This window comes from Mesorhizobium sp. B2-5-7, assembly GCF_006440875.1.
Taxonomy (GTDB): Bacteria; Pseudomonadota; Alphaproteobacteria; order Rhizobiales; family Rhizobiaceae; genus Mesorhizobium; species Mesorhizobium australicum.
The window spans coordinates 335,789-355,652 of sequence record NZ_VFUO01000006.1 but is presented as its reverse complement, the minus strand read 5'-3'; the positions used below and the strand labels follow the sequence as shown (position 1 = coordinate 355,652).

Genomic DNA, 19,864 nt, shown 5'->3' with positions numbered 1-19,864 from the left:
GTCGTGAACTGGTCCTACCAGATCGAGATGGACGAAAAGATTGCCAATCATGCGGCCTCGGCCGGTGAAGAGATGAAAAACGGTTCGCGAGCACGGGCTGCGAATCGACAGACAAGGAGCCGGCCAATGCCACAGCGCCGCGATCTTACCATAGATGAGGCCGTCCGGGATCCGATGATCCGGCTGGTCATGAAAGCAGATGGGGTCGACCCCCGCGCGTTCGAGAACATGTTGCGTTCGCTTGCCGATGGGCAGCGTCGCGAGGTGCCGTTGCTGCGTTCACGGGAAGGGTCCGGGGACGGGCGCGGCCAGTTATCCAGGGTCGCCAGCGCCTTCGGGCGGGCAAGAGCGGCCGGAGAGGCGTGCGTGTCGTGGTAAACTTCTTCATCCATCGTCCGATCTTCGCCTCGGCGATCGCCATCATCATGGTGCTCGCCGGCACGATTTGTTATTTCCTGCTGCCCGTCTCGCAGTTTCCCGACATCACACCGCCGCAAGTCGTGGTCAGCGCCCACTATCCGGGCGCCAGCGCGCAAGTGGTGGCAGACACGGTGACGACGCCGCTGGAGCAGCAGATCAACGGCGTGCAGGGCATGACCTACATGTCCTCGACGAGCTCCAATGACGGCTCGTCGACCATCACCATCACCTTCGATGTCGGCTATTCCCTGAGCACGGCCGCCGTCGACGTCCAGAACCGCGTCTCGCAGGCGGCCTCGTCGCTGCCGGCGATCGTTAACCAGGGCGGCGTGACGATCAAGAAGCAGAACCCGAACTTCGTGCTCATCGTCAACCTGACCTCGCCCGACCATTCGGTCGATCCGGTGGCGCTCTCCAACCTTGCCTATCTGCAGGTGGTGGACCCGCTGAAGCGGCTGCCTGGTGTCGGAGACGTGCAGATTTTCGGCGAACGGCGCTATTCGATGCGCGTCTGGCTCGATCCCGACAAGCTCGCCAATCTCGGCATCACCGCGGTCGATGTGCAAAATGCCATCGCCGAACAGAACGTCCAGGTGGCGGCCGGCAAGATCGGCCAGTCGCCGGCGCCCGCCGGCACCGCCTTCGAGATGCAGGTCAACGCCGTCGGCCGGTTGAGCGACCCGAAGGAATTCGGCGACATCGTCGTACGTGCCAACACCGATACCGGTTCGCTGGTGCGGCTGCGCGACGTCGCCCGTATCGAGCTTGGCGCCCTGCAATATTCGTCCTCGGCCTTTTTCGGCAAGGACCCGACCGTGGTGCTCGCCGTCTATCAGATGCCCGGCTCCAACGCGCTCGATCTGCAGCAGCGCGTTAAGGACAAGATGCAGGAACTTTCGGCCCGTTTTCCCAAGGGCGTCGACTATGCGATGCACTACGATACGACGCGCTTCGTCTCGGCCTCGATGCATGACGTGCTGATCACGCTTGGCGAAGCCCTGGTGCTCGTCGTCGCCGTGGTCTTCATCTTCCTGCAGAGCTGGCGCACGACCATCATTCCGACCATCGCCATTCCGGTGTCGCTGGTGGCGACGCTCGTCATCATGGAGATGATGGGTTTCTCGCTCAACATGCTCTCGCTGCTCGGCATGGTGCTGGCGATCGGCCTTGTCGTCGACGATGCCATCGTCGTGGTCGAGAATGTCGAACGACAGCTCGAGGCCGGACTGAAACCGCTGGCGGCGACAAAGGCCGCCATGGCCGAGGTCACCGGCCCGATCATTGCGACCACCGCGGTGCTGATGGCGGTGTTCGTGCCGGTTGCCTTCATTCCCGGTGTCTCCGGCAAGCTCTACAACCAGTTCGCGCTGACGGTGGCGATCTCCGTCGGCATCTCCGCCTTCAACTCGCTGACGCTCAGCCCGGCGCTCAGTGCAGCCTTCCTGCGCCATCGCGGCGAAACGCAATTCTTCCTGTTCCGCTGGTTCAATACGGGCTTCGACAGACTGTCGCATGCTTATGCCCATGGCGTGCGCATCCTTATCCGGCTGCGCTGGATCATGCTTGGCCTGTTCGCCGCCGGCCTGGTCGCCACCTACTTCGTCTGGCAAAAGCTGCCCTCGACCTTCCTTCCGGTCGAGGACCAGGGCTATTTCTTCGTCGTCATCCAGCTGCCCGACGGCGCTTCGCTGGAGCGTACCGATGCGGTGGCACAGAAGGCGCGCGACATCCTGCAGGCAACGCCAGGCGTCGACATCGTCGGCTCGATCAGCGGCCTGAACTTCCTCACCAGCGCGGCGCAGTCGAACTCGGCGGTCGAGTTCGCCATCCTCAAGCCGTGGGAGGAGCGTGGCCCCGACCAGAGCGCCTCGAAGCTCGTCGGCGACGTGCGTGGCAAGCTGATGCAGATTCCGGAGGCCTTCGCGCTCTCCTTCGATCCGCCCTCCATCCCCGGCATCGGCACCACGGGCGGCTTCGAATTCGTCGTCGAGGACCTCACCGGCCGCGGCAGCACGGCCCTCAACGACGCCACGCAAGCGGTGATCGCCGAGGCCCGCAAGCAGCCTGAAATCAATCCGCAGCAGCTGTTTTCGCCGTTCTCGACCTCGACGCCGCAGTTCAACTACGATCTCGACCGCGCCAAGGCGAAGCTGCTCGGCCTCAACCTGCCCGACGTCTTCAACACGCTGCAGATCTATCTCGGCTCGCTCTACGTGAACGACTTCAACCTGTTTGGCCGCACCTTCCGGGTGACCATCCAGGCCGACAAGGATTCACGTGCCGGTGCAGCCGACATTTCACGGCTCTATGTGCGCAATGCCTCCGGCGGCATGGTGCCGCTCAGCACGTTGGGGAAACTGGTGCCGTTCGTCGGCCCGGAAACCGTGCCGCACTACAACAACAACGCCTCGGCCACCATCAATGGCGGCGCCGCTCCCGGTTATTCGTCGGGCCAGGCGGTCGCCGCCATGGAACGGGCCGCGGCGACCGCGCTGCCCAGGGATTTCGGTTTCGAATGGACCGGCATCACTTTCCAGGAGCTCAAGGCGGGGTCGATCGCGTCGGTGGTCTTTGCCCTCGCCATCGTCTTCGTCTTCCTGATCCTGGCGGCGCAGTACGAGAGCTGGGCGATGCCCTTCATGGTGCTGCTGGCCGTGCCGCTCGCACTGTTCGGCGCGTTCGCCGCACTTTGGGTGCGCGGCATGCAGATCGACGTCTATTCGCAGATCGGCTTCGTCATGCTGATCGGCCTGGCGGCCAAGAACGCGATCCTGATCGTCGAGTTCGCAAGACGGCGGCGCGAGGAAGGCCTCAGCATCGTCGAGGCATCAATGGAGGCCGCCCGGCTGAGACTGCGGCCGATCCTGATGACCGCGTTTGCCTTCATCCTCGGCGTGGTGCCGCTGATGATCGCCACCGGTGCGGGTGCCGCCAGCCGCCAGTCCATCGGCACCACCGTGTTCGGCGGCATGGTCGCCGCGACCATCCTGTCGCTGGTGTTCGTGCCGGTCTTCTACGCGGTCATCGAACAGCTGCGCGAACGGCGCGGCGGCGACGAGCCCGCTTCTCAACACACTGAACCAACGGCCAAACCCGCCTTTCCTCCTCTGGCGGAAGCGGCCGAATAAGATTGGAGAATCATCATGCGTAAATGGAAAATCGCGTTGGGAACGGCTGTCGCGCTGGGTGCGATCTCGGTGGCCAGTGTCCACCTGCTGGACATGGGCAATCTCAGCCTGAATGCCGGCACGGCCGGGGCCGCGCCGGCTCCAGCAGCGTTCGTCATGCCGGTGCCGGTGGCGAACGTGGTCAAGAAGACGATCCCGATCTATCTCGACTATGCCGCGCGGACCGAGCCGATCCGCAGCATCACGCTGCAGGCACGCGTCCCCGGCTATTTGCAGGAACAGACGGCGCAAGACGGCGCCGACGTGCGGCAAGGCGACCTGCTCTACAGGATCTCGCCCGATGACTTCCAGGCCTCGCTCGACCAGGCGAAGGCACAGGTTCAGCGCGACACGGCGACCCTCGATTATGCACGTTCCAATCTCGGTCGCGGTACCGAACTCGCCAAGAGCGGCTACCTGGACAAGGACAGCTTCGACCAGCGCACCAGCACCTTGCGCGAGGCGCAGGCGTCGCTGGCGCTGAACCAGGCGGCTGTGCGCACGGCCGAGCTCAATTTGAGCTACGCTGAAATCCACGCGCCGTTCGCTGGACGTCTGGGCCGCAACCAGGCTTCCGTGGGAACGCTGGTCAGCGTTGCCGGCACCGTGCTCAACACGCTGGTGCAGCTCGATCCGATCTACGTCACCTTCAATCCGAGCGAGACGGATCTGGCGCAGATCGAGGAAGCGCGTGCCGCCGGCCCGATCGAGGTCGAGGTCCTGCTTCCCGGTGAGACCGAGGCCCACCAGAAGGGCGAGCTCACCTTTATCGACAACACGATCGATCACTCGACCGGCACGATCACCGCACGCGCCACAATCGGCAACGCCAAGTTCACGCTCTTGCCTGGCCAGTATGTTCGCGTGCGGCTGCACGTCAAACAACAGCCCGATGCGCTGATGGTGCCGCAGGTCGCACTGGGATCGAGCCAACTCGGCAAGTATCTCTATGTCGTCGGCAAGGGCAATACGGTCGACCAGCGGCTGGTTTCGCTGGGGCCGACCAGCGGCGACATGGTCGCCATCCTCAGCGGCGTCGCTGAAGGCGACCAGGTGATCACAGGCAATCTGCAGAAGATCGGCCCCGGAATGCCGATTTCGCCCCTGCCACAGAAACCGGCTACCTGACTCCCCCGCAGGCCCGGTTTCCGCGCGGCGCCCCCGACCTTTTCTCAGGTCGCGGGCGCCGTTTTCACGAGCAGGCCGACCAGAGCGGCGACATTGGCGCTGGGAGACCGAAAAATCCGATCACTTGCTCTTGTTAGATTGTCGACAATCTGATTGTCTCTGCTTCTGTTCTCGCGGGAGTGGGCCGGATGGTGAAGACGGAATTCAGTCCGATTGCCGACACGACACGCCGTGCCGAAATCGTGGCGCTGCTCAGACGCGCGATCCTGACCGGTCAGCTCGAGCCAGGCCAGAAGGTCAACGAGCTCAGGATTTCCGAACAGATGCGGGTCAGCCGCGCCCCGCTGCGCGAGGCGATGCGCGAGCTGGTCCAGGAAGGCATACTGACCAGCATTCCCTATGCAGGCACCTTCGTCATCAATGTCACCGCCAAGGACATCGACGACGTCTATTCGCTCAACAAGGTGCTCGACGAATTCGCCATCGAGCGGACGTGGGAACTGCGCGACCAGCGCTTTTTCGATGAGCTCGACCGGCGCCACGAGGCGGTGAAGCAGGCGACGCGCGACCGCGACACCACGCGCCAGATCGAGACCGCGCTGCAACTGCATGGCCTGATCCATGAATGGGCCGACAATTCAGTGCTCTTGGAAACCTGGCAAAGACTGACCAGCCGTTTGCAGATGTATTTCGCCTTGCACCAGCAGGCACGCAACGAAGCCGTGCCCGCCGAAGACGTTCACGAGACTTACGTGCGGCTGCTCAAGAGCGACGACATGCGTGCCGCCCAGCGCCACGCACGAGAGCATATCGACCACGATTTCGAAGAGCTTCTTGCCTACGCGCGCGACCTCGAAAAGCGCCCGTCGAAAGGCGCCTGACCCTCCCCTCACCGCGGATAATGGATACTCCACGTGCAGATCGAAACCATCAAAGCCTATCACGTCGTGCAGCCTTTCGTTGACGGCCCCTATCGCATGTCCAAGGGGCGTGTGGCCGACTGCTTCGACGCTGTGATCGTCTCCATCACCTCCGACAGCGGCGTCACCGGCTGGGGTGAGACGGCGCCGCTCGGCAATTTCTACTCGGCCGCCTTCCCGGCCGGCACCCGGGCCGGCGTGCCGGAGATCGCACCGCACCTTATCGGCCAGGACCCGTGCGGGCTGACCAGCATCGGCCGACTGATGGACACGGTGTTCAAGGGCCATCCCTACATCAAATCGGCGCTCGACATGGCCTGCTGGGATTTGGCGGCGCGGGCCGCCGGCGTACCGCTGGTGACGCTGCTCGGCGGCAGGGAAAGCGACACGGCCGAACTCTACAAGGTCGTCACCCATGGCACGGTCGATCAAATGGCCGCACTTGCCAAGCGCATCGTCGAGGATGGTTTCCGCCGGCTCCAGGTCAAGGTCGGCGGCAATGTCCATGACGACGTCGAGCGCGTCATGGCGGTCGCCGCCTCGGTGCCGAAAGGCACTGTCATTTTCTGCGACGCCAATGCCGGGTGGACGCCATACCAGGCGCGGCAGTTCACTGACGCGACGCGGGCGATCGACTATACGTTCGAGCAGCCCTGCACGACGATCGACGAAAACATGTCGGTGCGCCGCATGCTCGACAAGCCGATGGTGCTCGACGAATCCGTCACCTCGCTGGAGGCGATGCTGGAAATCCGTCGCCTCGGCGCGGCGGACGGGCTGACACTGAAGATCTCGCGGCTCGGCGGCGTCACCAAGACCCGGCTGATCCGTGACGTCGCCGTCGATCTCGGCTTCATGATCACGGTCGAGGATACCGGCGGCGCCGAGATCGACACATCCGCCATGGCGCATCTGTCGCTGTCGACGCCGGAGGAGCGCCGGCTGCACGCGATCGCCTTCCATGAATGGGTGACGGTGCGCACCGCGTCGAACGCGCCGCCGGTCACCGGCAGCCGCATGGGTATTCCCGCCGGCCCAGGCCTTGGCATCGACGTCGTTCCAGACCTGCTCGGCAAGCCCTTCTTCGAAGTTGGACGCTGAGATGAAGATCCGCGGCATCAAGGCCACGCCGATCAATCTTCGCCTCGAAGCGCCCTATGCCTGGGTGTTCGGCGAACTCGACGGTTTTTCGCCTGTTATCGTCGAAGTCGAGACCGAGGACGGCCTTGTCGGGCTGGGCGAAGCACCGACGCCGGCAGCGGCCGCCATCATCAATGATGTTCTTGCCCAGCGGCTGGTCGGCCGCGACGCCTTCGACATTGCCGGCGCCGAACATGTCTGCCTGCCGTTTTGGACCGGCGTGCAGTCGATCAACGACCGCACCCGCATCATGGCCTTCGGCGCCATCGAGATGGCGCTTTGGGACCTGCGCGGCAAGGCCTGGAACCAGCCGCTTTATCAGTTGCTCGGCGGGGCCGTGCGCAAGGACATCCCGTTCACCGACTATTTCTCGCTGCGCGGCGATGGGGATGGTGTAAAGGGCGAAACGACGCCGGAAGAAGTCGCCGACTATTGCGTCGAACTGCACGAGACGCATGGAACGACCTTCTTCGAAGGCAAATTCTCGACCGAAGATCCGAAAGTCTCGCTGAGAATGGTCGAGCTGCTCCGCGAAAAACTCGGCGACGAGGCGATGATCCGCATCGATTCCAACCAGGCCTATTCGCTGGCCACGGCGCGGCGGCTAGCACGGCCGCTGGAAGAGCTCGGCGTGCGCAACTGGGAAGATCCGGTGGCGACATCGGAGGAGATGCGCCAACTGCGCCGCCATTGCTCGATCCCGTTCTCGACCCACAATATCGACATCGCGCGCGCCATGGACCTCAAGGTGCCGGATGCATTCGTCGGCAACCCGACCGCGCATGGCGGCATCGGCCGGATGCTGCGCTTTGTCGGCGCCTGCGAGCACGCGGGCATCGATTTCTGGTGCTACAGCGGCGACAGCGGCATCGGCAGCGCGGCCTACCTGCATCTGTGCGCGGCCCTGGGCTGGATCCGGGAGCCGAACCAGTCGCTGTTTCGTATGCAACCTATGGATATCACCGAGGAGGGGCCGTTTTGCCCCAGGAACAATACGGTGCGTGTCCCGGAAGGTCCCGGTCTTGGTGTCACCTTGTCGCGGAAAAATCTCGCGGCCTGCCATCGCGACTTTGCCGACAACGGCCCTTGCAACAAATATCATGACCCGGCCAAGCCAGGGACATATCGCCGTTTGCCGCTGAACTAGGAGAACGACACGGGAAAGGAGACGTATTTCAAGAACAAGAGTCCGCCGCCGCGATCGATGGCGACGGCAGGACCGGACGGGTGGAAGCATTGCCTCAAGAAAATCTGACCCCCGCGCCGCAAGGATCGGATGGACCAGGGAAAACCGCATGCTACAGTCCGGTCGACTGACAACGTTGATGGCCGGGACAGGAGAACTCCACGGACTTCGTCAACTGAAAAACGCATTCATCAAACCATAAGAAACAGGGGAAGGGTTAAAACCCATGATCAAGAACTACCGCATTCTCGACCTGATCCGGCGCAATCGCTCGCCGCTTGAAAATCACCTGATCGACGGCCTCGTCGACGGCCGTGTCAGCCGCCGCGACTTCATCCGCCATGGCAGCCTGCTTGGCCTGTCGCTGCCGCTGCTTGGAGGCATCACCACGGCTGCCGGCCTTGGCGGCATGCCATCGCTGGCCCGCGCCCAGGGCGCACCCGGCGCCACCATCCGTGTCGCCAGCAGCGTGCCGGCGGCAGCCATCGATCCCGTCACGATCGCCGACGCCGGCGGCCTGCTGATCATGCAGCAGGTTGCGGAATTCCTCTGTGTCGACGGCCCCGACCTGGTGCTGCAGCCCGCATTGGCCGAGAGCTGGAAGCCGAACGACAACGGCTCGGTTTGGACCTTCAAATTGCGCAAGGGCGTGAAATTCCACAGCGGCGGCGAAATGAAGGCCGAGGACGTGGTGGCGAGCATCGACCGCCTGGCCGATCCGGCAAACTCGTCCAACGCGCTGTCGGTGTTCACCGGTATCCTGTCGAAGGGGGCCAGCAAGAAGGTCGACGACTACACCGTGGAATTCCACCTCGACGCGCCGAACGGCAATTTTCCCTACATGGTCTCGTCGGACAATTACAACGCCGTCATCATCCCGGCGGACTACAAGGGCGACTACGAGAAGAGCTTCGATGGCACCGGCCCGTTCAAGGTGGAGAAATACACGCCGAAGGTCGGCGCTTCCTTCGTCCGCAACGAGAACTACTGGGGAGCGAAGGCGCTGCCTGACCGTACCGAGTTCACCTTCTTTACCGACGTGCAGCCGATGATCCTGGCGCTGCAGGGTGGGCAGGTCGACGTCATCAACCAGATGCCGGTGCTGGCCGGCGTGGCCCTGCTCAACGATCCGGGCTTCGAAATCCTCAGCCTGAAGTCGTCGGCTCACCAGCAACTGCATCTGCGCTGCGACGATGGCCCGTTGAAGGATGCACGCGTGCGCCGCGCCATCGCGCTCTGCCTCGATCGCGACAAGCTCGCCGCCGGCCTGATGAAGGGACGCTCGGCGCTTGGCAATGACAGTCCATTCGCCGCGGTCTACCCCTCGACCGATACAAGCATACCGCAGCGCAAGCAGGACATCGCACAAGCCAAGCAGCTCATGGAAGCGGCCGGTGCCGGCAAGGGCTTCAAGATCACGCTGACCACCGAGCGCTATCTCGAAATCCCCGAATATGCCCAGCTCATCCAGAACTGGGTCAAGGAGATCGGCATCGAGCTCGAACTCAACATCCTCGACCAGAGCGCCTATTATGGTGACGCGGTGTTCGGCAAATCGAACTGGCTGGATTCGGTGATGGGCATCACCGACTATGGCCATCGCGGCGTGCCGAATGTTTATCTTGCCGCTCCCCTGAAGAGCGACGGCACCTGGAATGCCGCGCACTTCAAGAACAAGGACTACGACGCGCTGGCGACCAGCTATATCGCGGCGCTCGACCTCGAGGCGCAGAAGGCTGACGCCGGCAAGATCCAGAAGCTTCTGTTCGAGGAAACGCCTGTCATCTTCGGCTATTTCTACGACTACCTGACGGCGACGTCGAAGAGCGTGGCCGGCGTGCAACCGACAGCCATGTCGCAGCTGTTCCTCGAAAAGGCATCGAAGGCGTAAGCGAAAAGGGAAAGCCAGTCCTCTAACAGCCAGCTCCCCAGGGGGCTGGCTTTGCAAGGAGTCTTAGCCATTCTCTCCTTCTTTGCGCGGCGTGTGTCCCTGTCGCTCGTGACGCTGTTCCTGCTCAGCATCATGGTGTTCCTGGGCGGCCAGGTCCTGCCTGGCAATGTCGGGCGCGCGATCCTCGGCCCGTTCGCCGACCAACGCGCGGTCGACGCGCTCAATCACACGCTCGGCGTCGATCGCCCGCTGCTCACCCAGTACTGGAGCTGGATATCGAACTTCGTCCAGGGCGACATGGGCACGTCCTACATTTTCCGTTCGCCGGTGGCGCCCTTCGTCATCGGTGCGCTTGGCAATTCGATGAAGCTGGCGGGGGTCGCCTTCGTGCTGGTGGTGCCGATCGGCATCCTCGGCGGCGTCATTGCCGCACTCAACCTCAACCGCCCGCTCGACCGTATCATCAGCCTCGGCGGCCTGTCGGTGACGGTGCTGCCGGAATTCGTCACTGGCATCATCCTGATCCTGATCTTCGGCGTGTGGCTGCGCTGGCTGCCGATCTCGGCCGCGTGGCCCAGGGATGCCGGCTTCTTCACCCAGCTCTATTACCTGATCCTCCCGTCGCTGCCGCTGTTCCTGGTGCTGTTCGGCTATATCGCGCGCATGGCGCGTTCCGGCATGATCGAGGCGCTCGATTCCGACTATACGCGAACCGCCGTGCTCAAAGGCCTGCCCTGGCGCACTGTGATCTGGCGCCATGTGCTGCGCAATGCGCTGCTGCCTACCATCACCGTCATCGCGACCCAGACCGGCTATCTCATCGGCGGCCTTGTCGTGATCGAGACGCTGTTCCGCTACCAGGGCATCGGCTCGCTGATCTTCACCGCCGCGCGCGGCAAGGATTTTCCGATGCTGGAATCCGGCATCCTCACCATCGGCATCGTCTATGCGGTGGCCACATTGATCGCCGACTTCCTCTACTCCGTGCTCAATCCGCGCATCCGCCTGGGGTCGAGCCAATGAGCGCCGTCCAGACCCCCGCCCCCGCACAGGACGACATGCGGCGCCGCGGCCCGCTGGCCGAAGTGTTTTTTTCACTGCTGCGCTCGCGAACGTTCCTCGTCGGCATCGCCATCGTGCTGTTCTGGGTTGCCTGCGCGCTGTTTGGCGAACATTTTGTCCCCTACGATCCGCTCGCCGACGACATCATCAACGCGCTGGCGCCGCCTTCGCGCGAACACTGGTTCGGCACCGACCAGATCGGCCGCGACGTGTTCTCGCGCGTCATCGTCGGTTCGCGCGATATCCTCACCGTCGCGCCCCTGGCGACCTTGCTGGCGACGGTCGCCGGCACCGCGCTCGGCCTGCTCACCGGCTATTTCCGCGGCCTCGTCGACGATGTCGTCAGCCGCATCCTTGAAGCCTTCATGGCGATCCCCGTGGTGATCGTGGCGCTGCTTGCCATCGTCGCGCTGGGCACATCCAAGACCACCGTCATCATCGTCATCGGCCTGAGCTTCGCGCCGATCATCGCACGTACCGTGCGTTCGGCGGTGCTGGCCGAGCGCGAGCTCGACTATGTCGCCGCCGCACAGCTCAGGCATGAGAGCGCGCTGCATACGATGTTCGTCGAGATCCTGCCCAACGTCATCCCGCCGATCCTGGTCGAGACCACGGTGCGGTTGGGCTACGCCATCTTTGCGGTCGCTACCCTCTCCTTCATGGGCTTTGGCATCCAGCCGCCGTCACCCGACTGGGGGCTCTCCATTTCCAGCAATTACGGCATGATCGGCGGCGGCTTCTGGTGGACGGTGCTGTTCGACGCGCTCGCCATCGCCTCGCTGGTGATCGGCGTCAACCTGGCCGCCGACGGCGTGCATGGGGCCTTCAATGACTGAACCCGCCAATACAACGACAGGGAAGGCAAAGGACGCGCTCGATATCAAGGACCTGTCGGTCGCCTACCGGGTCGCCGGCCGCAATCGCGCGGTGCTGCGCGATCTCAGCCTCACCATCGGTCAGGGCGAGGCCTATGGGCTGGTCGGCGAATCCGGCTGCGGCAAGTCGACTGTAGCCCTCACGGTGGTGCGCTACCTCCCGCGCAACGGCTCGATATCGGGTGGCGCCATCTCACTCGACGGCCAGGACGTGATGAAGCTCGACGCGGAGGCGCTTCGGCGCGCGCGCGCCGAAAGCGTCTCCATGGTCTATCAGGACCCGGGAAAGGCGCTGAACCCGTCGATCCGCATCGGCCGGCAATTGACCGAAATTTTCGAGCTTGGCGGCATCACGGGCCAAGCTGCCACCGATCGCGCCATCGCCATGCTGAACCGCGTGCGCATCTCCGATCCGCCAAGCGTCATGCAGCGCTATCCGCACCAGCTGTCGGGCGGCATGCAGCAGCGCGTGGCGATCGCCATGGCGCTGGCCAACGATCCCTCGATGCTGATCCTCGACGAGCCGACCACCGGCCTCGACGCGACGGTCGAGGCCGAGGTGCTCGACCTCATCGCGCAGCTCAGGCAGGAACTGTCGGCGTCGATCCTGTTCATCAGCCACAACCTCGCCGTCGTCTCCAACATGTGCGACCGGGTCGGCGTGCTCTATGCCGGCATGCTGGTCGAGGAAGGACCGACCGATGTCGTCTTCAACGATCCGCGCCACCCCTACACGGTGGCACTGCTGCGTTGCCTGCCGCGCGGCGGCCAGCGCAAGGACCAGGGCCGGCTCGACACCATCCCGGGCTTCCTGCCCGGCATCGGCGCTGACATCAAGGGCTGCGCCTTCGCCGACCGCTGCGCGCTGGCCACCGACCGCTGCCGCACCGAATTGCCGCCGCTCTATGATCTGACCGACGAGCGCGGGAGGCGGCTGTCGCGCTGCCACTACCACGACCAGGCGCAGGCCCTGCCACGTGCCACGCCCGCCAACGTGGTGCCCGCACCGAAACCCACGACGGCGCCGGTGCTGCGCGTCGCCCGGCTGAACAAGACCTACGCCAGCCACGGCCATGCATTGCGCGCCGTCAAGGACGTTTCGCTCGATCTCAGGCCCGGCGAGACGCTCGGGCTGGTCGGCGAATCCGGCTCGGGCAAGACCACCTTCGCCAGGCTGCTGCTCGGGCTGGTGCCTCCCGATGAGGGCGGCACCATCGAGCTCGAGGGCAAGGCGCTGGCGTCGAAGCTGGAGAACCGCGGCGACGACCAGGTCAAGGCGATGCAGATCGTCTTCCAAAACCCGGACTCCGCCCTCAACCGCTCGCATTCGATCCGCCATCTGATCGGCCGTGCGCTGAAGCGGCTGGCGGGCTTGAGGGGTGCCGCACTGGAGGCACGCCTCAACGATCTCGTCCGCTCGGTGCGGCTCACCGACCGGCATCTGGCGGTCAAGCCGCGCCAGCTTTCGGGCGGACTGAAGCAGCGCGTCGCCATTGCGCGTGCCTTCGCCGGCGACCCGCGCATCGTCGTCTGCGACGAGCCGACCTCGGCGCTCGACGTTTCCGTCCAGGCGGCGATCCTCAACCTGCTCGCCGACCTGCAGGCCAAGGAAGACGTCAGCTACATCTTTATTTCGCATGACCTTGGCGTGGTGCGTTATCTCTCCGACAAGATCGCCGTGCTCTATCTCGGCCGCATCATGGAGATCGGGCCATCGGAGGACGTTTTTTCCGGACCGCATCACCCCTATACCGAGGCGCTCCTATCGGCCGTGCCCAAGCTCGATCAGACCGAGACGGCACGCATCCGGCTCGATGGCGAAATCCCCAGCGCCAGCAACCCGCCATCGGGCTGCGTCTTCCACACGCGCTGCCCACGCAAGATCGGGCCGATCTGCGAGCAGCAGGAGCCGCCGCTGGCCGAGGCGCGGCCCGAACACTCGATCCGCTGCCATATTCCCTACGCGGAACTCGCCAGGCTGCAGAGGCTGGCAGCGGTCGATACCGAGCCGGCGTAGTCGGAAACGCGGCCCCTGCCCTTCACGGCTGGCCGGCCATGCTGAAGGGCCGGTCGCCTTCGGCAAAGCCCTGCTCGCCGGCCCAATCCCTCGTCAGCGCCCGCAATCCCGCCAATGCCACGTCGAGCACGTCCGACGACGCCGGATTGCTGGGATAGGCAAGATAGATCGGCCGCTGGAACACGGGCGTGTTCGCGATGCGTTTCATTTCGCCACGCTCGATATGGCCGCTGACGGCGCTGAGCGGCAGATAGGCGGCGGCTTGCTGCGACAGCACATGCTGCAAGCCGATGAAGACCAGCCCGGCCGAAATGGCCGGCTTGACCATGCCAGCGAACGCCCGATCATGCTCGATGCGGAATTCGAGTCCCCAGTCCATCAGGATGTAGTTCTCGGTCCACGGCTTCGTCTGTGCGGAATGCTGGACAAGCACGACCTGATCGACGGCCAGCGTCTCGTAGACGATGCCGGGATGCGGCCGCGGCAGATAGAGAATGCAGATGTCGAGCAGTCCTTCGGCCAATTGGTCGATCGCCAGGTCGGGAAAGCTTCCTTCGAGCCGCAGCGCCACGTTCGGCCGCTGGGCCCGCATCCACGCGATCCATGGCGAGGTGACGCGATCCCAGAGATAGGCGGGCGCGGTGAAGCGCAACAGCGACTCGTAGCCGTCGGGAACGGCGATGTCCTGCCGCGATTGCTCCCAAGTGCGGGTGATGGAGGAGGCATGCGGCAGGAACTGCCGGCCAGCCGGCGTTAGCGTGACGCCGTCGCGATCCCTTACGAAAAGCCGGCGCCCCAACTGCTCCTCCAGCCCCCTTATCCGGGCGCTGACGGTTGACTGCGCGAGATTGAGCCGGCTGGCAGCGACCGTGAAACTGCCATGCTCGGCGACCTCCAGGAAGCTGCGCAGGTTTTCGGTATCCATGCCATCACTCCAGCATCGAAAATTTCGATGGGCCTCATCAAAAAATATCGCTTTCCGGTCGCGGTCAACAATGACCTAAATGGCCACTCTCCCGAGGGCAAGCGAGGAATGCAGCCATGCCAAGGCACTTCATGACGATCGACGCCGCCCGCAAAAGCCTCACGGAAATCGAAAATTCCGCTGTCGACGAGTTGCTGGCAGGCAGGCTCGACCGGCGTGATTTTCTCCGCCACGGCAGCATGCTTGGCTTGTCGCTGCCGTTGCTTGGCGGCATTTTGGGAGCGGCCGGTTTCGACACGCGGAAGGCCAGCGCCGAGGGCAAGCCGGGCGGCACGGTGCGCGCCGGCGTGGCGACGCCAGGCGGCGCCATTGATCCCGTCACCTACTATGACAGTGGCAGCTACCAACTGGTTTTCCAGACCGCCGAATTCCTCTGCGTCACACAGCCGGACCTCACGCTGAAGCCGGTTCTGGCGGAAAGCTGGTCGCCCAATGCGGACGGCAGCGTCTGGACCTTCAAGCTGCGCAAGGGCGTGAAATTCCACAATGGTGAGGAATTCAAAGCCGATGACGTCGTCGCAACGTTCGACCGGCTGGCCGATCCCAACGGCGCCTCCAACGCGCTGTCGGTGTTCAAGGGCCTGTTGTCGAAGGGTGGAACCCGGAAGGTCGACGATCACACCGTCACCTTCCATCTCGATGCGCCGAACGGCAGCTTTCCCTATTCGGTGTCGATCGACAATTACAACGCCGTCATCCTGCCGGCGAGCTACAAGGGCGATTACGAAAAGACTTTTGAGGGTACCGGGCCGTTCCGGATGGAGACCTATACGCCGAAGGTCGGCGCGACCTTCGTGCGCAATCCCGACTATTGGGGCGAGAAGGCATTGCCCGACCGGCTCGAATTCAAGTTCTACGGCGACGTGCAGCCGCGCATCCTGGCGCTGCAGGCCGGCGAGGTCGACATTCTCGACGCGGTTCCGCTCGATGTCAGCCAGGTGGTGCTGAACAGCCCCGACATCATGGTGCTGCGCGTCGCCTCGACCGCGCATCGCCAGTTGCACATGCGCTGCGACATGGCGCCCTTCACCGACAAGCGCGTGCGCCAGGCGCTGGCGCTTAGCATCGATCGGTCCAAGCTGGTCGACGGACTGTGCCGCGGCATGGCGGCGACCGGCAATGACAGCCCGTTCGCGCCGGCCTTCCCGGCCACCGACAAGTCGGTGCCGCAACGCACGCAGGATATCGCCAAGGCCAAGCAACTCATGGAGGCGGCGGGGCTTGCCGATGGTTTCGACATCACACTGACGACGTTGCGCTACTCCGATATTCCCGGCTACGCGCAGCTGTTCCAGAATTTCGCCAAGGAGATCGGCGCCCGCATCTCGCTCAACATAGAAGACCAGGACAAATATTACGGCAAGGCCGTATTCGGCCAATCGGACTGGCTGGACAGCCCGCTCGGCATCACCGACTACGCTCATCGCAGCGTGCCGAATGTGTTCCTCAAGAGCCCGCTGGTCAGCGACGGCCCCTGGAACGCGGCGCATTTCAAGAGCCCTGCCTATGACGGCATGGTCACGAGCTATCTCAAGGCGCTCGATATCGGCGCGCAGCGCGCGGCAGCCTCCGACATCCAGAAACTGCTGCTCGACGAGACACCCATCATCTTCAGCTACTTCCCCGATCTCCTGGTGCCGGTGCGCAAGAATGTCAGCGGCTTGCCGCCGATCGCCGCCGGGCTGCTGCTCGATCGGGTGTCGCTGGGGTAGATGCTGCCAAGATCATGCTCGGCAGGCAGAAGCAATATTGGACGGCTCCGTGTTTCGGGCGTGAGGCTATCCGGCAACAGGCCCGCGACGAACGATGGGGGGCCATCGCTCCAACGGTTCGACACCGGCAAACGCCCACCGTCCGGAAGCACTCGCCGGCCGTCGGCCCAGCCTCATATCGTCCTAACCACGCGCCGACGACAGACAGAAACAGGAGACTACCATTCGCAAGCCTCATCTGCGCGGTCGCGGACCGCATTTCCCCGTGCTCGACACTATCGAGCAGTACGAGTTCGAGCCCGGCTATGTCGCCTTCACCATGCCGTCGCTGAAGCGGCTGCGGGTCCAGGTCGGCTCGATGACCGTTGCCGACACCACCAAGGCATTGGTGTTGTACGAATCCGATCATCTGCCGGTCTACTATTTCCCGATCGAGGACGTGCGCGAGGAGTTCCTGCTGCCCTCAAAGACGACGACGGAAGATCCGTACAAGGGCGTTGCCACGCACTACTCGCTCAATACAGGCATCACCTTGGTCGAAGACGGTGCATGGCGCTATCTCGATCCGGTCAAGGGTTGTCCGCCGATCGCGGGCTACATGTCGTTCGTGTGGAGCAAGATGGGCCACTGGTTCGAGGAAGACGAGGAGATCTTCGTGCACGCCCGCGACCCGTTCCGGCGCGTCGACTGCCTGCCGTCGTCGCGGCGCGTCCAGGTCATCCTCGATGGCGAGCAGGTCGCCGATTCACGGCGCGGCGTGTTCCTGTTCGAAACCGGCCACCCGGTGCGCCACTATCTGCCGATCTCCGACACGCGGCTCGATATGTTCGCGCCCAGCCGTTACATCTCACGCTGCCCTTACAAGGGCATTTCCAACTATTATCACGTGACCACGCCCAAGAAACGGCACGAGAACATGGTCTGGTACTATCCGGAGCCGGTGCACGAGGCAGAACGCATCAAGGGACTGGTCTGCTTCCACCACGAACTGGTCGACAAGATCCTGGTCGATGGGGTCGAAATCTCGAAGGAAGCCACGGCCGCGTCCGACGGATATTTCTAGGCACGCCGCAGCCCGCTGAAGGCTTGATCGAGATATAGGTCAGCGCATACCCTCCTTGAGAAGGAGGGCTATCGATGGATCTTTTTAAACTGGACGGCGACGTTGCGCTGGTCACCGGGGCTGGCAGCGGCATTGGCCAGGCAATCGCGATCGGACTGGCCGAGGCAGGCGCCGATGTCGCTTGTTTTGGCCATGCGTCGAAGGGCGGGCTGGACGAAACCGCTCACCGGATCACGGCACTCGGCCGCAGGGCGCTGGTGCTGACGGGCACGGTGACGTCGGAGGGCGACCTGGCCACGGCCATCGATCGCGCCGAAGCCGAACTCGGTCCGTTGACGGTCGCCGTCAACAATGCCGGCATTGCCGGCTCCGAACCAGCGGAGACACTGGCGCTGGAAAAATGGCGGAAGGTGCACGAGGTCAATGTCGCCGGCGTGTTCCTGTCCTGCCAGGCAGAAGCGCGCAAGATGCTGGCGCGGGGCAAGGGCTCGATCATCAACATCGCCTCGATGTCGGGCACCATCGTCAATCGCGGACTGACGCAGGCGCATTACAATTCCTCGAAGGCCGCCGTCATCCACATGTCGAAGAGCCTCGCCATGGAGTGGGCCGATCGTGGGCTGCGCGTCAACGTCGTCAGCCCGGGCTACACGCTGACGCCGATGAATAAACGGCCGGAGGTGGCCGAAGAGGTGAAGATCTTCAAACGCGACACGCCGATGGGACGCATGGCGGCGCCGGAGGAAATGGTCGGGCCGACGGTTTTCCTGGCCAGCCGCGCGTCGAGCTTCGTCACCGGCCTCGACCTGATCGTCGATGGCGGCTACGTCTGCTGGTAAACAGGCCATGCGACCCGTGTCCCGCCGGCTACGCCTGCAGTCTGGAATTCTGCTTCTTCGCGGCGTTAGTCGTTGCGCGGCATGAACGTTGGTATATATATTTTCATCCTGTGAAACCGCGCTGGCGAGAAGGGGCTTGCCAGGGGATATCCGAGAGCAATTCCGCTGGAAATGCTCGGGATCATGGGACCTTGATGGCTCGCATGTTGCAGGGCGCCGCAGGACTGACAATTGATCCGCGGACGATCGCCATCGCGGCGATCGATCGGCCATGAGACTGGCTGTCTCGGCAGCGTCCGTCATCACCGAAACCGAGCCTCATCGCGCCTGTGCCGGCTTTGGCCCCGACATGGCGAGAACGGTCTTGCACAACCGCCTGCCTTTCCAACACAATCAAGAAAAGACGCGACAAGGGAACGACCAATAACCGTCACAGCTTGAAGGAGAACCAAGCAATGCCATTCCGCAGTGTGATATCGAAATCCTCAATGGGAGCTTTTGCACTTGCCGCGGCAAGTGTCCTGACGGCGACTGCGCAGGCAGCGGCGCCGGAATCCAACGACCCGATCAAGATCGCGCTGTTCGACTGGACCAGCGTCAATCTCAACGCCAAGATCCTCGGCGGCATCCTGGAAAAGCTCGGCTATACCGTCGAATACCCGACCGCCGACTATCTCTCCAGCCTGACAACCGGCCTCACCAATGGCGATATCGATGTCGGCCTGGAATTCTGGGATACGACGGCCGGCGAAGCGATGAAGGCCTCCGATGCCACGGGCCAGACCGAAAGGCTCGGCAAGCTCGGCCCGAAGGCCAAGGAAGAGTGGTGGTTCCCCGAATACATGAAGGAGAAATGTCCGACCTTGCCGGACTGGCACGCTCTGCTCGACGCCACCTGCGCGGCATCGTTCTCGACCGCCGAGACGGCGCCAAAGGGGCGCTATCTCGGCGGCCCGGTGACCTGGGAAGGCTTTGACGACGAGCGTGTCGCGGCGCTGAAGCTGCCCTTCACCGTGATCCATGCCGGCACTGATGCCGCGATGTTTGCCGAGTTGGACTCCGCCTATCAGCGCAAGGCGCCGATCATGCTGTGGATCTATTCGCCGCATTGGGCGCCTGCAAAATACAAGGGCGAATGGGTGCAATTCCCCGAATACACGCCCGAATGCTACACCGACCCGAAATGGGGCGTGAACCCGGACGCCAAATACGACTGCGGCAAACCGCATGGCGAGATCTGGAAGTACTCCTGGAACGGCATGAAAGACAAATGGCCGGTCGCCTACAAAGTGGCCAAGGCCTACACGATCGACACCGACGAGTTGAACAAGATGAGCGGCGAGATCGATCTTGACGGCAAGACGCCGGAAGACGTCGCCGCCGCCTGGATCGCCGCTCACGAGGCAGACTGGAAAGCTTGGGCGCAGTGACCTCCGACTGGAAAGGGAGGCCCGGCTGT

The 19,864-nt window shown here is 63.5% G+C and carries 15 protein-coding genes; 14 read left to right on the top strand and 1 reads right to left on the bottom strand.

What is annotated here, in order from left to right:
- Window positions 1–3 precede the first annotated feature (3 nt).
- The 10 genes from FJ543_RS25605 to FJ543_RS25560 all read left to right on the top strand — a co-directional run bounded on the left by FJ543_RS25605 (window position 4) and on the right by FJ543_RS25560 (window position 13,806).
- A complete protein-coding gene (locus tag FJ543_RS25605) occupies window positions 4–378 on the top strand; it encodes a hypothetical protein (protein ID WP_224622707.1) in 375 nt (124 codons plus the stop codon).
- Window positions 372–3,548, top strand: a complete 3,177-nt coding sequence (locus tag FJ543_RS25600) for a multidrug efflux RND transporter permease subunit (RefSeq protein ID WP_140617599.1) — start codon at window positions 372–374, stop codon at window positions 3,546–3,548. The genes FJ543_RS25605 and FJ543_RS25600 overlap by 7 nt, the downstream gene beginning before the upstream one ends.
- A gap of 15 nt (window positions 3,549–3,563) precedes the next feature.
- The gene (locus tag FJ543_RS25595; RefSeq protein ID WP_015318882.1) at window positions 3,564–4,715 is read left to right on the top strand and encodes an efflux RND transporter periplasmic adaptor subunit; all 1,152 of its coding nucleotides are present in this window, start codon (window positions 3,564–3,566) and stop codon (window positions 4,713–4,715) included.
- A gap of 188 nt (window positions 4,716–4,903) precedes the next feature.
- A complete protein-coding gene (locus tag FJ543_RS25590) occupies window positions 4,904–5,596 on the top strand; it encodes a GntR family transcriptional regulator (RefSeq protein ID WP_140617351.1) in 693 nt (230 codons plus the stop codon).
- Window positions 5,597–5,629: 33 nt separating this feature from the next.
- Window positions 5,630–6,736 carry a mandelate racemase/muconate lactonizing enzyme family protein gene (locus FJ543_RS25585; protein WP_140878074.1) on the top strand — a complete coding sequence of 369 codons (1,107 nt, stop codon included), beginning with the start codon at window positions 5,630–5,632 and terminating at the stop codon, window positions 6,734–6,736.
- Window position 6,737: 1 nt separating this feature from the next.
- The gene (locus FJ543_RS25580; protein WP_140878072.1) at window positions 6,738–7,922 is read left to right on the top strand and encodes a mandelate racemase/muconate lactonizing enzyme family protein; all 1,185 of its coding nucleotides are present in this window, start codon (window positions 6,738–6,740) and stop codon (window positions 7,920–7,922) included.
- Between the two features lie 265 nt (window positions 7,923–8,187).
- Window positions 8,188–9,852, top strand: coding sequence for an ABC transporter substrate-binding protein (locus FJ543_RS25575; protein WP_140878070.1), 1,665 nt, complete (start codon window positions 8,188–8,190; stop codon window positions 9,850–9,852).
- A gap of 69 nt (window positions 9,853–9,921) precedes the next feature.
- Window positions 9,922–10,875, top strand: a complete 954-nt coding sequence (locus FJ543_RS25570; RefSeq protein ID WP_140878189.1) for an ABC transporter permease — start codon at window positions 9,922–9,924, stop codon at window positions 10,873–10,875.
- Window positions 10,872–11,750, top strand: a complete 879-nt coding sequence (locus tag FJ543_RS25565) for an ABC transporter permease (RefSeq protein ID WP_140878068.1) — start codon at window positions 10,872–10,874, stop codon at window positions 11,748–11,750. The genes FJ543_RS25570 and FJ543_RS25565 overlap by 4 nt, the downstream gene beginning before the upstream one ends.
- Window positions 11,743–13,806, top strand: a complete 2,064-nt coding sequence (locus FJ543_RS25560; RefSeq protein ID WP_140878066.1) for an ABC transporter ATP-binding protein — start codon at window positions 11,743–11,745, stop codon at window positions 13,804–13,806. The genes FJ543_RS25565 and FJ543_RS25560 overlap by 8 nt, the downstream gene beginning before the upstream one ends.
- Window positions 13,807–13,828: 22 nt before the next feature.
- On the opposite strand, the gene FJ543_RS25555 is transcribed toward FJ543_RS25560, so the two are convergent.
- Entirely contained in the window at window positions 13,829–14,731 is a 903-nt protein-coding gene (locus FJ543_RS25555; RefSeq protein WP_140878064.1) for a LysR family transcriptional regulator, read from the bottom strand.
- Between the two features lie 116 nt (window positions 14,732–14,847).
- Between FJ543_RS25555 and FJ543_RS25550 the strand changes: the two genes are divergently transcribed.
- The 4 genes from FJ543_RS25550 to FJ543_RS25535 all read left to right on the top strand — a co-directional run bounded on the left by FJ543_RS25550 (window position 14,848) and on the right by FJ543_RS25535 (window position 19,835).
- Entirely contained in the window at window positions 14,848–16,503 is a 1,656-nt protein-coding gene (locus FJ543_RS25550) for an ABC transporter substrate-binding protein (protein ID WP_140878062.1), read from the top strand.
- A gap of 265 nt (window positions 16,504–16,768) precedes the next feature.
- Window positions 16,769–17,566: a DUF427 domain-containing protein gene (locus FJ543_RS25545; protein ID WP_015318895.1), complete on the top strand. Its 798-nt coding sequence runs from the start codon at window positions 16,769–16,771 to the stop codon at window positions 17,564–17,566.
- A gap of 74 nt (window positions 17,567–17,640) precedes the next feature.
- Window positions 17,641–18,405, top strand: coding sequence for an SDR family oxidoreductase (locus tag FJ543_RS25540; protein WP_140715102.1), 765 nt, complete (start codon window positions 17,641–17,643; stop codon window positions 18,403–18,405).
- 455 nt (window positions 18,406–18,860) lie between these two features.
- Window positions 18,861–19,835, top strand: a complete 975-nt coding sequence (locus FJ543_RS25535; RefSeq protein ID WP_140878060.1) for an ABC transporter substrate-binding protein — start codon at window positions 18,861–18,863, stop codon at window positions 19,833–19,835.
- Window positions 19,836–19,864: the final 29 nt, after the last annotated feature.